Annotated in this window: 10 protein-coding genes and 4 pseudogenes; 4 read left to right on the top strand and 10 right to left on the bottom strand. The window is 60.1% G+C overall.

Going from position 1 to position 14,656, the window contains the following annotated elements:
* Window positions 1–121: 121 nt before the first annotated feature.
* Together ABIA45_RS36440 and tnpC are read right to left on the bottom strand one after the other, a co-directional pair.
* Window positions 122–364: a transposase domain-containing protein gene (locus tag ABIA45_RS36440; protein ID WP_404655255.1), complete on the bottom strand. Its 243-nt coding sequence runs from the start codon at window positions 362–364 to the stop codon at window positions 122–124.
* Window positions 365–386: 22 nt separating this feature from the next.
* Entirely contained in the window at window positions 387–1,091 is a 705-nt protein-coding gene (gene tnpC, locus ABIA45_RS36435) for an IS66 family transposase (protein WP_404655254.1), read from the bottom strand.
* Between the two features lie 83 nt (window positions 1,092–1,174).
* Between tnpC and ABIA45_RS36430 the strand changes: the two are divergent.
* Window positions 1,175–2,266: pseudogene (locus ABIA45_RS36430) on the top strand (IS3 family transposase); the annotation flags it as partial.
* Between the two features lie 341 nt (window positions 2,267–2,607).
* Here ABIA45_RS36430 and ABIA45_RS36425 read toward each other — a convergent pair.
* From ABIA45_RS36425 to ABIA45_RS36405, 5 genes and pseudogenes are all read right to left on the bottom strand, one after another.
* A pseudogene (locus tag ABIA45_RS36425) lies at window positions 2,608–3,632 on the bottom strand (IS110 family transposase).
* A gap of 161 nt (window positions 3,633–3,793) precedes the next feature.
* On the bottom strand, window positions 3,794–4,396 hold the full coding sequence (locus ABIA45_RS36420; protein WP_404655252.1) for an IS66 family transposase zinc-finger binding domain-containing protein: 603 nt from the start codon (window positions 4,394–4,396) through the stop codon (window positions 3,794–3,796).
* 336 nt (window positions 4,397–4,732) lie between these two features.
* Window positions 4,733–5,245, bottom strand: coding sequence for a transposase (locus tag ABIA45_RS36415; RefSeq protein WP_404655250.1), 513 nt, complete (start codon window positions 5,243–5,245; stop codon window positions 4,733–4,735).
* Window positions 5,246–5,926: 681 nt separating this feature from the next.
* Complete coding sequence (locus tag ABIA45_RS36410; protein ID WP_404655248.1) at window positions 5,927–7,198, bottom strand: glycoside hydrolase family 28 protein; 1,272 nt, start codon at window positions 7,196–7,198, stop codon at window positions 5,927–5,929.
* A gap of 949 nt (window positions 7,199–8,147) precedes the next feature.
* Window positions 8,148–8,816, bottom strand: coding sequence for a hypothetical protein (locus tag ABIA45_RS36405; protein WP_404655247.1), 669 nt, complete (start codon window positions 8,814–8,816; stop codon window positions 8,148–8,150).
* Window positions 8,817–9,340: 524 nt separating this feature from the next.
* On the opposite strand from ABIA45_RS36405, the pseudogene ABIA45_RS36400 reads away from it, so the two are divergent.
* The 3 genes and pseudogenes from ABIA45_RS36400 to ABIA45_RS36390 form a co-directional block, all read left to right on the top strand.
* A pseudogene (locus ABIA45_RS36400) lies at window positions 9,341–9,556 on the top strand (transposase); the annotation flags it as partial.
* 2,153 nt (window positions 9,557–11,709) lie between these two features.
* Window positions 11,710–12,690, top strand: a complete 981-nt coding sequence (locus tag ABIA45_RS36395; protein WP_404655246.1) for a lysylphosphatidylglycerol synthase transmembrane domain-containing protein — start codon at window positions 11,710–11,712, stop codon at window positions 12,688–12,690.
* 348 nt (window positions 12,691–13,038) lie between these two features.
* Window positions 13,039–13,386, top strand: coding sequence for a hypothetical protein (locus ABIA45_RS36390; protein ID WP_404655245.1), 348 nt, complete (start codon window positions 13,039–13,041; stop codon window positions 13,384–13,386).
* Between the two features lie 276 nt (window positions 13,387–13,662).
* Here ABIA45_RS36390 and ABIA45_RS36385 read toward each other — a convergent pair whose 3' ends face one another.
* The 3 genes and pseudogenes from ABIA45_RS36385 to ABIA45_RS36375 form a co-directional block, all read right to left on the bottom strand.
* Window positions 13,663–13,884, bottom strand: a complete 222-nt coding sequence (locus ABIA45_RS36385) for a three component ABC system middle component (RefSeq protein WP_404655244.1) — start codon at window positions 13,882–13,884, stop codon at window positions 13,663–13,665.
* A gap of 145 nt (window positions 13,885–14,029) precedes the next feature.
* Window positions 14,030–14,152 (bottom strand): annotated as a pseudogene (locus tag ABIA45_RS36380) (three component ABC system middle component); the annotation flags it as partial.
* Between the two features lie 101 nt (window positions 14,153–14,253).
* Window positions 14,254–14,553, bottom strand: a complete 300-nt coding sequence (locus ABIA45_RS36375; RefSeq protein WP_404655842.1) for an ABC-three component system protein — start codon at window positions 14,551–14,553, stop codon at window positions 14,254–14,256.
* Between the last annotated feature and the right edge of the window lie 103 nt (window positions 14,554–14,656).

The following is a 14,656-nucleotide window of genomic DNA, read 5'->3' as shown; positions in this document are numbered from 1 at the left end:
GCATGGGAATGCTTGTGTCGGCTAGGATGGCCATCGACGCGATCCTGAAGCCATCGCTCGAGCTCCGCAAGCGACATCGCGGCTGGCGCCATCGACGATGCTGCCTTATGGCGACGTGGGCTCATGCCGCTGCCTGCGGCGTGTGCGGGCGCGCCGCCTTCCAGTTCCAGGCGAGCCGCTCGTGCAACTGATGGCTCTTGGTTCGCCCCGACACGATGCGCTCCAGCACATCGGTCAGGTAGGCCTGCGGGTCGAGCTCAAGTTTTGCCGTGTTCACGAGCGACGCCAGGATCGCCCAGCTCTCGGCGCCGCCTTCGCTGCCGCTGAACAATGATTTGCGTCTTACCATCGCAATCGGGCGCATGGAAGGCTCGACTGTGTTGCTGTCAATTTCGACACGGCCGTCGCGGAGAAAAACGCGTCAACCCGTCCCAGTGATTGAGTGGGTAGTTGATGGCCTCCGCCAGCTTCGATTGGGAGAAGAGCTGGCCGACCATTGTGGTCAGGCGCGTCCTGAGCGCCTCCATCAATGGAGCGGACCTGGTGACGCGGGTGGCCAGACGCTGCTCGGCGCTGCTGTCACGGATCTCTGCTTCGATGGCATAGACCGCCTGCAGGCGCTCGATCACTTCGCGCGCGAACGGCGACTGGGTCGTCTTATATACGTCGACGAATTTGCGACGGGCGTGGGCGAGACAAAAGGCGAGTTGGATCGCGCCGCCATGATCGCGGGCGAGCGCTTTGTAGGCGGCATAACCGTCGACGTGCAGAATGCCGGAAAAGCTTATCAACTGTCTGGCGATCTCCGCCGTGCCGCGGCCATCGGCGAACACGTAGGCCACCGACGGCGGCGAGGGACCGCCGCATGGCCGGTCATCCATGGCATACGCCCAGAACTGGCAGGTGCGCGGGCGATGTCGTCCAGGATCGAGCACCGGCATGGGCGCCTCGTCGCAGAACAGGCTCGGCGCGGCCTTGATCGTGCGCAGCTGAAGCGCATAGAGGCTCATGAGCCACCAGGCCGAACGTTTCACCCAGCCGGCAAGCGTCGCCCGGTCGAGATGGACACCCTGGCCGGCCAGAATTTGCACCTGTCGGTACTGAAATGGACCCCGGTCTTGGGACCATGTGCTTAGTTGGAAGGGGCTGCTCCGTTTGATAAACGGAGCGCATGATGACGACGAAGACGAGACGCAAGATCGACGCGGCACTGAAGGCAAAGATCGCGCTGGAAGCCGTACGGGAGCAGGCGACGGTGGTGATCTGGCCCAGCGCTATGAGGTTCACCCGAACCAGATTTATGCCTGGAAGGAGCAACTGCTGGACTAGGCGGCCCGGGCCTTTGACGCAGGTGTCGGGCGCGAGAGCGAGGAGGCTCGCAAACGCGAGATCGAGAAGCTGCACTCCAAGATTGGACAACTGACAGTCGAGCGCGATTTTTTAGCGCGGAGGTCCGGAAGATGAGCACGCCGGACCGCCCAGGAATGCTCGATCGCGCCGATACATGGCGCTGTCGATCCGCCGGCAATGCATGTTGCTTCGCATCGCGCGCTCTGGGGTCTACCGGCCGCCCCGGCCGGCCAACGACAACGACCTTGCCCTGATGCGGCGGATCGACGAACTGTTCACCGCCTGGCCGTTCCTGCCTCGCGGCGAATGACCGCGATGCTGAAGGCTGAGGGGCTTCCGGTCAATCCCAAGCGGTGCAGCGGTTGATGCGCAAGATGGCATCGCGGCGCTGGGACCATGGCCGAACACGACAAGGCCGGCGCCGGGCCACAAGATCTATCCCTACCTGTTGCGCAACATGACGATCGACCGGCCAAACCAGGTATGGGCGGCCGACATCACGTATCTGCCCATCGGCCGCGGCTTTCTTTATCTCGTCGCCATCATCTGGGCGGAGCCGTGCGGTTCTGGCGTGGCGGTTGTCGAACACGATGGACGTCTCGTTCTGCGTGGCGGCTCTGGACCAGGCGCTGGTGAAGTATGGCAGACCGGAGATCTTCAACACCGACCAGGGCAGCCAATTCACCAGTGCGGCCTTCACCGGCGCGTTGGCGGGCGCAAACATCAAGATCTCCATGGATGGCGCCGTCGTTGGATGGACAACGTCTTCATCGAGCGGCTGTGGCGGTCGCTCAAGCATGAGGATATCTATCTCAAGGGCTATGCCGACGGCCGCGAGGCCAAGGCAGGCATCGCGAGCTGGATCGCCTTCTACAACGATCGCCGCCTCCATCAGGCGCACGGCTATCGCACGCCGATGGCGGTCCGGCGCGAACGGATGCAGGCCGCGGAGGCTGTGGTCATGGTGGACAACGCTGACGCGTTGACCACATGCCCATCTGTGGACGCCCCCGGGGATGCAAGAAGAATCTTTCGTCAAGCGCTGCGCTGTAGTCGGGGTGCTGACATCTGTCCGGCCTCTATCGCGACCGTCAAATGTCGCCGGCCCGTATGGGAGTTCGCGGATCAGGTCCAAATCACAGCAGCGTGCTCGGGTAGCACTTGGGCATGTCCTGGTTTTCCTGACCCCGTCTCTCGACTGTTGCGCCATACCTTCCGTTTGACCTTCCTACATCTCGACGACCTCTAACCGGACGGCTATGCCGCCACGGTCGGAGCTTTGTAGACCCCAGCGTTGGCCATCAGAGCCCAGAGGATGCGAGCCATCTTGTTGGCAAGGGCAGTAGCCGCCAGCATGGGCGGCTTACGGGCAATCATGCGCCCTAGCCATGATGACGGTGACGCACCTCGTCGCCGTGCATGCTGCACGACCGCCGTCGCACCGATGATGAGTAAGCGCCGCAACGTTCGCTCGCCCATCTTCGATGTCGCGCCTAACTTCTGTTTGCCACCCGTGGAGCGCTGCAACGGCGTCAGCCCCAGCCATGCGGCAAAGTCCCGCCCACACCGGAAGCTTGCTGCGGCAGGTGCAAGGGCAAGCAATGCCGTCGCAGTCATTGGTCCCACGCCAGGAATCGTCATCAAGCGCCGGGCATCTTTTTCTTTCCGGGCGCGGCGGACGATCTCACGGTCGAGTTTCTTGATCTGTGTTTCCAGTGTGGCCATGGTCTTGATCCTATGTCGAGTGCAAACTGTGCCGCTGCGGGTACGTCGGTTTTCGGGTCCGTCACCCACTCGACAAGCTGTGTGACATGAGCCGTGCCCTTCGGCACGATCAACCCGTATTCGCCGAGATGACCGCGCAAGGCATTGATCATCTGGGTCCGTTGCCGGATCAACAGGTCGCGAGTCCGAAACACCACTGCGCTCGCTTGTTGCTCTTCGCTCTTGACGGGAACGAAGCGCATGGTCGGTCTCTGGTCCGCCTCGCAGATCGCCTCCGCGTCAGCCATGTCGTTTTTCTGCCGCTTGACAAAGGGCTTCACGTACGCCGGCGGGATCAGTCGCACTTCATGGCCGAGCTCGCCGATTTCACGAGCCCAGTAATGCGCACCCGAACAGGCTTCCATTGCCACGAGACAAGGCGGCTGCTCGGCAAAGAATGCCAGCATTTTATTGCGGCGCAGTTGTTTGCGGAAAACCACCTTGCCGGTGGCATTGGCTCCGTGAGCCTGAAAAACATACTTCGCCAAATCCAACCCGATCGTAGTAACTTCGTTCAAGGACGCTTCCTCTCTCGTGATGGCTGTTCAACACCCTTCACTTTGGCACATTGATGCCGTCGAGGGGGCGTCACCCCATCACAGCAACTCCAGCAGACAGAGTCTCTCGCAGCATGATAGAAAGAGATCAGGAGCGCTCAGTTTCCAACTAACAAACCGGTTCAAGCGGTCCCGCTCCGCGGGTCGGTTTCAGTACAGCGGCAGATACCAGGCGACGAGACTACCACGTGGCTCACGGGTGCGGTCGAAGCCATACCGCTCTCGATCAGGCGCGGCAGCACCTTCGCCTGGATCACACCATCGGTGCAGAGGAGGCAGCCGTGACGGACCGTCCGCAGCACCCGCAGGATCGCCGGGATGATGTCTAGTACCTCGCTGACGTCCTCGCCGATCTTGTGAAGCTGGCCCTGGCAACACGGGCATGCGGTCGCCTCCGACTCCAGCACATGCTCGCAGCGCGGCAAGTGCTTTGAAAGCGCGCCGATGTTGCGGCGCGCCTTCTTCCGCAGTGGCTTGCCGGGCGGCTTTGCCGCAGCCGCATCGTCGTTGGCAGCTGCAGGCGGCGTGACATCAGTCTCAAGATCGCCAAGCTCAAGCGCGAGCTGCTCGGCCACGAGCGCGGCAAGCCGCTCCGAGGGCTTCCCGAAGATCATGTCCTTCGTTTGCATTGCTACGCGCAGCGTCTCGTTCTCAGCGTCAAGCGCGAGCACCATCTCGGCCAGAGCTGCCGGATCGGTCGGGAGAGCGCCGGGGCGAATCGCCATGACCAGAGGTTACATCCGTGCGACCCATGCTCCAGTGAGATCCTCACTTCTCAGCCGACAATGGTCGGCTGCTTCACAGGCTTGGGCGACACGCGTCCACTCGAACCCGTCGGAGTAGCATCGCAAGCTGCGCCGCACTGAGATGCACAACGCCGTCGCGGATCGCGGCCAGGTGAAACGCCCATGGTGCAACCACTTCGTTACCAACACCATGCGCTGCCGTCCCACGCCAGACGCTTCACTCTGTCCTGGGCTTGCTGCGGAACACGAAGACGTCGCCGCAACATGGGTTCGCGCGCAGTGCTTCGCTCACCAGCGCCGAGCGTATGCACCGGCTTACGAAAGTCGACCGGCTGGGCCGCCAGCACCACCTTGAGGTCTGACCGTAGAGCAATCACCGGATGCCTCGAAGCGCCGATAGCACCAGCGAAAGCGTCGCCAATTCCACCCTCGGCTCGACCCGGATGCGCGCCCGTTCACCTCGATTTCGACCACTCCACAGACCTTGGCCGGTGGCGTGGCGATCTCCACGGGCTTCGTCTGTACCGGCGAAATGCACTCGGACTTGCCACCCCCCTCCATCGCTCTCGGCGCCAATTTGGAAGGCACGAAGTTCTGGGCTTTGCCGGCCGAGCGCGCCGCTACCTGGCGTCGCCACACCGTGAGCAGTCCGCGGGAAACGCCATTGCGCCGCGCCACCTCGGAGATGTTCGCCCCCTCCTCAAAGCTCTCCGCCACGATCCGGGCCTTCTCCTCGCTCGTCCACCGTCGCCGGCGCTCCCCAGTGATCACCTCAACGCGGCGATAAGAGTCACCTTCCTGCCTGGCATCAAGCATGGCATTTGCCATCGCGCCACCCCATCGATCAGCTTTGTCAGCCTGTATCGCAGACAAGCTTCGTCACTGCGAGGTGAGGCCCTCATGCCGGTTACCCTTGATCACAGAACACGTCGCCAACCACTTCCTGTACGGGTCGTGGAAATGACCGCGTTCTGGCGGGCAGGCGCGTCCTTCCGCAATATGATGTACACTACAACGCCGTCGGTGCCCTGCACCGTAGCTTGCGGCGCAAGATCATCACGAAGCTCGGCAGCTTTTTCCAATGTCGACGCGGCATTGAAATTGCTTTATCGCGGCGAACTGCCGTCATGGGTCATTCAGCTGAGACCTATAGAGCTATCGCATTGTGCCCCGGTTTTCCTCGGCCTAGTGATAATCCGCCTGATTTGCGCCATCGGCGCAGCTCAACGTGAGACAAATTTCTCCTCAAGCTGTCAGTCAGCGTCGTCTCAATGATACCTTCGCTGCAGATCGTGAAGCACGCCTGGTGGGTGAACGTGATTGAAATATGCATCCCCGCCGCCCAATATCGACTGCTGCATCGACGGCTACCAGCACGCCCTTGTCGAGGCCGCCACCCAACAAGAAAGGCGATACGGCCCCGCACAAATGGACGTTCACGCCGACAGGGGCGCCCGCCAAAATGGCCCACGCCGTCCAAGGCCATGGGCCAATCAAAAGTTCAACAAGTCAAAATCTCTGCTTCCCGGTACTCGGTACGGTTTGCCCAGCCCCATCCGGCAGGGGCGGTGACACGCCGGAATTTCCAACCGTCACGTCTGCATTTTCTACCTGCCAAGTCGCGCTCTCGGCAAATCGCACATCATCCAACGTAATCTCAAGAGCATGCTTCTGGTCGAGCCCGCGCATCAGCAGCGCGCCCTTATCGCCACGCACATGGCGCAGAACGATCTGGCGATAGATCGGAATGCTCTCACCTTGGGCGTTGGGATCGTATTTTGTATCGAATATAATAGGCCATTGATTGTTGCGCAGGCGTACATTTTCATACGTTACCTTCTCCACCAGGCCACCCTGGCTGACATCGCTTTTGATACGCAGGCCCGACGTCGTGCCGTTGAAGGTCAGGCCGTTCACGAGTATGCGGCTAACACCCGAGCTCACGTTGCTGCCGATCGACATGCCGTGCCCCCAACCGAAGCAGTTATCGATGATGGAGACATAACGGGTCGGACCATCGTTTCCGGCCCTGAGCGCAACGTTATTGTCACCAGTGCGGATGAAGCTGTGGGTGATGGTCACATCCTGGCTGGCGCCCGCATCAATGCCATCGGTGTTGCGGATGTTGGCTGGTGCATCGATGGTGATGCCCCAAAAGGTGGCTCCTTCGACGCGATTCATCGCGACGTGGAAACTCGGCGCATTGCGTAAGGTGATACCATGAAAGGTGATGTCCTTCGCTTGATCGATCTGGATCAAACCCGGGACGTTCTGGTTTCCACCGTCGATTTGCGCGCGGCGGACCAGCCGCCACCAAGGTCCAATGCCGCCGACCACGTACGTGCCGCTCAAGCCATCGATGATGCCGCCGCCATAGATACCGCCGCCATACGTTTTGGAAAAGCTAATGAACGGCCGACAGCCGTCACCTTTGTCATCGATGGTGCCGCATGTTCCCAAGCCCTTGTCATAGGCCGTCGGCTCGGGGATGGCGGAGAGCGTAGCATTGCGCTCGATCCAGAGCGTAACGCCCGATTTCATATCGAGTGGACCCGACCGGAACGCCCCGCCTGCCAGATAAACCGCCGCCCCGGCGGGGCAATGGTCAATGGCATCTTGCAGCCTAACCGTATCGTTCTTTCTCGAGGGGAAGAGGCGGGCGCAGACATCGATGGGTTCGACAGGTTCGGCTACAGCGCGGCGATCTTGGGCCTGGGCGGCGGAGCAAAGAACGATTGCGGCAACAGCGGACACCGCGGCTCGGTAGAATAGGTTTGTCATCAAGACCCTCGTGCTTCTGCGCCGTCTAGGCGGTGTGATCGAACGCCAGCTAAGGCTAGCTCGCGGACAGGGAGACTTGCCAAGGAAGCGGCGCTAACGGTCCGCCAGCGCTCAGTCACTTCCAAATTGCAAACGAAAGCCCAGGCGCCGAGGGCTGGTACTTGACGTAAACTCCGCGATTTCCCGAGAATTGGTGATGACGCAGCGCAGCGCTGGTGATCATGGTTTGGGTTGCCATGCCCACGGCCGCGGTCGTCTTGGAAGTCCGATTCTGCATGATTGCGCTTCATCCCATATTGTGTCTCACGGTGGACAACTCCGACAAAATGATGGGCGCGGAATGGTGTTGGTGCACACTAAGCAAGAGCTGGGCCAAACGCCCGATGCGGTCGCACGTGGGCTATGTGCACAGCTGGTCAGAGCCAACGCGCAGCACATTTCTTCTATTCGGAAGCAAACTCGGCTGTTTAGTATCCACCAACACGTTGCGAACGCGACATTGCTAGCCAAAACCGTAGCAAGTTCGTTATTTCCCGCTGTCCCCAATCCTGCAGCATCACATAACCCCTCGAGAGCGGGCGACCAATACGACTCGGAGCGCGCTTGAGTTTTGATCTGCCGCGCTGTGACCTCGTGCACCAAATATAATGATCACTCATTCTGTGCATCGAAGGGCGTTTGCGGTCACCGCACGGCTTGGCCCTTGACCGGCCCGAGCATGGCGGCATGCTGGCGTGGAACGGGACTGCATTCCTGGCTAGCACTTGCCGTCAGCGGCGGTTATGTTCGTCGAGCGCGGGCGACCTCGCAAAGCGTGACGCGTCGGCTGCAAGCGTCACCGGACTGCCTATTTTGTCCTGCCGAGCTGAGGCGCCCGCGCGCCGCGTTTTGGCCGCCGCGCTTTCCATTGCGACACGAATCATTTGTAGCTGCTCCGCCTGGGCGGCAATTAACATCTCGCGGTCGCGCAGCGCCTTGATGTCGTAGGCATAGGCTGATCCGCGACGGCTTCCTTTCTGTTGCGGATTCCAGCTTGAAGTTGCATCGCGGGCTTGTTGGCGACCAGCGCCGGACGCGCCCACAGGTAATCCTCGCCCTTCGTCAGCAAATGCCAGCAGAGCACCGTGAGCTTGCGAGCCACGGCCACCGCGGCGACCTGATGACCAAGCCGGGCACGGATCCGCACTAAAAAAGCAGGCAGTGGACCGGGCGCCTTGGCCGGGGCCCAGGCCGCCTCGGCCAGCATTGCGCGCGCGTGACTGCGGCCGATCTTGCTGATGCGACCGATGGCGTCCTGCGCGATCTCACGGTCGAGCAGAGCCAGGTCTTCCGCCAGCCAGTCAAGCTCACGGACATGCCGATTGAAGGCCGCGCGCTCATCGTCCGGCAGCTGTTGGGCCGTCAACCACGCCCGGCCGTGGGCGTTGAAAAGTTCGGCATGCGGGCACTTCGGGATTAGGTGCGCGTGCAGGATCGAATGCACCTCGTTTTTGGGCCGCGTGCGGTGCCGCAGGACCTGGTAGCGCCGCGCCACGAGCCGACGCTTGCGTTCGGTCTCCGCGTCAGGCGTATAGATCTGCGGCAGATACCGCCTGCAGACTGGCGAGCGTGCCGGCATCGATCTTGTCAGTCTTAACGTGAGCCTGGGCGATCGCGTTCACTTGCAGCGGATTGGCGATAACCACCCGTGCCACGAACGGCGCCAGAGCCCGCGACACCGCCATGGTGTTGGCAGTCGGTTCGCCCCCCAACCTCATCACTGGCGAGCAGGGTCTTGCCAAATCCCTCCAGCGCAGTCCGCGTCATCGATGCGGCTCGCACGTCGGAGCCCGCCGTCCTCCCAAAACACCACCCCGCCTAAAGTTTGGTGGACGTCGATGCCAATCACCCGTCGCATTCGCACCTCCTGCCAGACATATGACGGGAGCTGCGGGCGACACGACAACTACGGATTCGCGCTCCCAGCGCAACCGGGTGAGTCGCAGAGGCGGCCAGCTACTAACTCGAGCTATCGGCTCTTGGAAAAACATCGGCCTACCCGCACTTCGTGTTCCCGGTGCCTCTGTCCCGATAGTCGCACCATACGCCACGATGTAGAACACCGCGGCGGGAACGTTGGCACCGAGACATCTCATACCGCTTACCAAGCCGATCGAGCGCCTTAACGGGGAGATCAAGCGGCGCACCGAGGTGGTCGGCATCTTCTCGAACGAAGATGCCATTGTCGCACCTCATCGGCGCGATCCTGCTCGAGCAGAAGGATGAATGGGCAGTCCAAGCGCCCGTTACATGACTATGGAAATCATCGTCACATTGAGCGACGATCCAGCCGTCAACCTTCCGACAATCGCCAGCTGATCTGACCGGCTCCAGACAGTGAACGCGGTGACACGCAGTCAGCGACCCCGCGCAACGGGACACGATCTGTCACAGGAAATTGTACCGAGGTCGAGAAGCCAGGGGAAGGCACTCGGCAAACCGACCCATTGCAGGTGCTTCCTCCATCTGGAGGACCACGTACATTCCCGCTCTGAGATTGAGCTCTGCACCACCGTCGGGTGCCGTGCCCATGGGTCCAGCGTCCACCGAATCCCGGGCCTGGACGGTGGCAGTAACCGCGCGTGGTGGATCTCGGACGACCTCTTCGAAGCCTAGCCGTTCGGCGCGCAGGCGGTGGGGCTGCGTCACGGCCTTCCCAACATTATTAGATGCTACACCTATTTGATCAAAGTAATACGTCGCCAACTACTCCCTGCACGTGTCGAACGAGCTCGCGACATTACACCTCATTATATCCCCTCGAAGCCTTGCTGTCATCGCTATCATCGAGCCTGTCGTCCGCTGGCGTGCAAAGCTTCAGCAGCACTGTAATATATCTAAATGCCACTTGTCGTGTATGTTCCAGTGGCCGAATGGTACAGTGGTTGCTGCCAGCGACCAACCCCATAGAGCCCCCTCGTAAATCAGGTGCTCAGAAGGAACCACAAGTGATGCTTTTGATTCCGTCGACCCCATCATAAACTTTGACCACTGGGGGCTAATCCGCTGGTACAGCGTTTCCCATCGATCCCTTAGTGGATCCGGAAGAGAATAAGCTTGGTCCCGATCAAGATGCTGAAGACCCCGCCGTACTGATGCGGCGGCAGAAGGCAAGGTGCAATAAGAGACATGAACCCATGGGACGAAATCCCGAAACTAGTGAAGCAACTGCCCCTAATGCGCTTAAGCGCGTAGTTATTCAGACCTCGTTTTTGCGTTATCCCAGCGAGGCTAGCGGCCATGCGCCGCGCGCGAAAGGCCGGACATATAACCACACCGTTGCAACGTGTGAATCGACTGAAAGAGATCTTGCCACCACATTTGGGGTAAGTTCACGAAATCGTAATGTCGGGCACTCCCTACCACACCTGAGGGCTGAAGTTCAAAACCTGATGAGTTACACGCAGGTGGTCCCTCGTTTGTGGCTCCCAATGGTAATTTTCCGGATTTGCGACTTAGAGCTGTCAATCGTCGTACCTTGCTCCGACGAGCTGTCGGGACTCCAAGGGCTAGTCAGCGTGGCTGTGGCAGTGCGCGACTACAGTAGCTGACGCTACCCCGCGTGACGGCTCCTCTGACAAACTCGGGAGGCGATGACCTGCCTGACCGTCCCACCAGAACGTTGTCGCGGCGAGCTTTTACGCGATTACGGCCAACAATTTGCGCTTGTAGCCGGCTCGCCGCGAACTGTGCTCGTAATGCATGCAGACCTACAGTACCTCAGAGCTTCCTGACTAAATGCTTCAGAGCATAAAAGGGACCTCTTCTGACGCTGAATGCGGCCAACGAACTAGTCGCGCTAGAGAGGCCTTGGTTAAAGACCTCGAGGCGAGATTTTTTACCTCCAGAGCGCTCGACTGACGTTTTGGATGTCGTCGATAAGGGAAAGTTCAAATTGATGTCGCGCAGGATCGCCGAAATTATTGCGCAATTGCCAAGGAGGATTCGATGGTTCTGCTGCGACTGTCGCAACGAACATCTAAATGCGTTTTTCAGCATATTGAGTGCGGGTCGATGCGTTGGCCAAGCACCTTGCCGCTATCGTTGTTCGGTTGGGGAGTGGGAGCTTGGTTACCTTAGTGCAAAGATCCGGAAACTGTAACTGCACGACGAGTGGACGAACCATAAGTGCGTGAAGACCCTCATTCGATCATCTCGACGGATTTTTCGGCGGCTGATCTCTCTCAACAATTCAAGATGGGAGTAGTCACCCGTCTGGAAGTGGCCGCGCACTTACGGTCCAATTCCTCAATGGAGCTATCAATTCGCACTCCAAAGCATGTACGTTTTTCTACGCCAGCTCCGGGCCGAAGCGGAGAAAATAGCATCAACTACCGGCCACTATCACCCGAGCAAGCAGCTTTGGCTGAGCACGGTCCCTCGAACTTTTACATCATTCGGGAGCGCTTAATGAGCTACGTATCAGACCCTGGTGCCGCTTCAATTCAAGCGGGACGTAAGTGAACCCGACCATGCGCAAACTTCTCCTCTTTGCAGCCCGGGTGGCGGTATCGGTCGGGCTGTTTTACCTCGCGCTACGCTGGATCGATTTCGCGGCGGTTCAGTCGCAGTGGCGTCACATCAACCCGCTGTGGATCGCGGTTGCCATTGCGGTGACCATCTTCCAGATCTTCATCGGCGCGCCGCGCTGGCGTGAGATTTCCGATCTTTGCCATGCGCCGCTAGGAACGCTCAAGGCGTTCCGCTACAACATGATCGGCAGCTTCTTCAACCTAACCCTGCCGTCATCGATCGGGGGCGATGCGGTTCGGCTTTGGCTCGTCAACCGCACTGGCGCCGGCTGGCGCGCGGCGACCTATTCGATCCTGATCGATCGCGCTGTCGGACTCATTGCGCTGGCGCTCATTACAGTTGCGAGCCTACCCTGGAGCTACGCCATAATCAGCGACTCCCACGGCCGGCTCGGGCTCATCTTTCTCAATTTCGTAGCGCTCGTCCTGGGGGTGGGCTTTCTGCTGCTCGGTCATCTGCACTGGGCCTGGCTGAGCAGCTGGTGGGCGATCAAACATCTGCACGCTTGCTCGGTGATTGCCAACCAGGCGATCTTCAGCAAGAGCAGTGGATTGAAAATTGCGGTGCTGTCGCTCACCATTCACGTGCTGACGGTCGTGATCGCCTGGTGCTGCGCACGCGCAATCGGAGCGCCGGGCGATTTCGAGCAGTTGCTCATGCTGACTCCGCCGGTCATACTGATCACGATGATGCCCATCTCGATTGCCGGCTGGGGCGTTCGCGAGGCGGCCATGATGGTGGCCTTCGATTACGCAGGCCTTGCTAAGACCCACGGCGCCGTCGTCTCGATCCTGTTCGGCGGCGTCTACTTCATCGCGGGCGCGCTCGGCGGGCTGATCTGGATCTTCAGCGCGGAGAGGCAGTCGAGCCACATCGAAATAGTTGACGCCCCGAAGGATTGTTCACCCTCAACTCGCTAGCAGAGCGTCGGAACCCAGGCCTGAAGTCCAAAATGGGCTTCAGCCAACTCGCCTTACAACTACGCACGCGACGACCTTTTAAATCCAACAGCGCAAGAGCGACTTGCAATGATCCCTGCTGCTCGCCCGGATCCTACCATAGCGCTGGAGTCGATTTTCGAGAGCGATCACCTTTGCACCGGAAAGCATGAGGAACGCGTATGGGATGGTTGGCCCTGAGCAGTTGCGCTTGGCAAAACCTTCTCGGCTCGACGCAGCTTCAACAGGGCCGCTTCCCAGCGACCCTCGAGCTCGCCGGCCACAACCAGTGTCGGGGGCGGCGCGATCGAACTTGCGCAGGAACGGCACATGACACTGAAGCCTCTCAATCTGCTGCTGACCGTAACGCAGGGCTCTTTCGGACTGCTCTCTGCTTACGCCACCGGTTGCAAGAATGCCGCTGTGCGCGTGCATCGATGGTGCGGGGCGCAGACTCTAACAATCGGGTCCCCAGCCGGTTGCCTGTCGCGCGGCGATCAGGATGGGAAGGCCATCCTGCTGCATTGTCGCGACGATCAGGTCGGTCCGGTGCTCGGAACGCCACGAAACGGTCGCAAACCCGAGGATTTCCTCCGTAATGCCTACCTCGATATCCCAACCGTCGTCGAGGCGCTGCGCCAGCACTGGATGCCCATTCGCTACGCACGCGACCGCTAATCATCGCGGACGTGGTAGCTCATACCGGTTACGATCAAGTAGCCTTCGTCTTCGCCGTCGCGATCGAAGAGCACTGCAAACCAGGAGATGCCTCGCCGAATTTCACCTCGGCGATCGAGCACTCGGAACGGCCCCACCAATAATCGACGATATTCAAAAAGGGCCTACTTCCCCGTCTTGGACGCGCCGGTGATTATGTTCAGCGCGCCGAGATTGAAACGAAGGTCCCGACGTTCACCGTCATGCGAATAGTCGCGATAGCTCTGATCTGAATGGTCAAACTCGCACTCCCAATGTCTGCAGGACGGCGGCGGGATCCGACTGGTTGCCAAGCCAGCGTCCCAGCAGGCCGGCGGCTCGGCGCATCGCATCGACCCCGTCCATTGTCGCCGAAACCTTGGTACCCAACTTGATGGGCCGCTTCCCGACGATTACGCCGTCCGGACCGACCTTGATCGCATCGAGCTGCGCAAGAAACAGGAGGGCCTCCCGCCTCACGAGCCCGAGGCGCAGAGTCCGGTCGGGAACCGTGGCTAAGCGTGGCAGCGTTTTCGCCGGCCCAGGTCGCGAAGCCTTTTGGGCTCCCTGGATGAAGGACCAACGGGAAGACAACGAATGCGTAGGCGAGTGGCATCGCGCCGCCAACCTGCTTGCGAAATTCGTTGATCGTCCTAGCCAGTAATTCGCCGCAGAATGCCGGGTTTAAGTGAGCTGCTTCTTCTTGCGGTTTATCTCGCCAAGCGAGTTCAAAGCGCGTGAGGGCCATCTCACTTCTCCTCCGCGCAAAGTGAGACGTAGTCCCGGTGGCAGCCGACCCGAAGGTCGTTGGCTAGGATGTGATAGGGATCCCGTTCAAGAAGCGGGCAGTCAAGGAGCGGAATGGGAACCGAGCTTCATTCTCGACCCATTGGTAGAGTGCCTGCCCTTCCTGCTTGAGAGAGCTGGTTCGGGGGACGTACCGTCGTGAACGTCGCACATAGCCTCAAATAGGGGCTGCCATTCTTCGATCAGCCGTCGCTCGAATCGCTCAACCTCGTCGTCGAGCACGACATGCTCATGTGTCCATTTGGAACGCTGCGCAAAGCCCGGTAGATACGTGATTCGCAGAACGCAGACGGCTTCCCCCGAGTCCGACCAGATGCAACTGATGTACGAAGCGAAAGCCATCATTCTCCGCGTACTCCGCTTCACCAGACTCGGCATCTTCGAAATCCGCGACTAGAGCATCTCGCTTCAACGCGTCTCGCATGTCGTCGAGCTTCGCCTCCAC

The sequence above is a fragment of the Bradyrhizobium sp. USDA 336 genome (assembly GCF_044908355.1).
GTDB lineage: Bacteria > Pseudomonadota > Alphaproteobacteria > Rhizobiales > Xanthobacteraceae > Bradyrhizobium > Bradyrhizobium yuanmingense.
The sequence above is the reverse complement of the archived record's forward strand: the minus strand, read 5'-3'. Positions and strand labels throughout refer to the sequence as shown.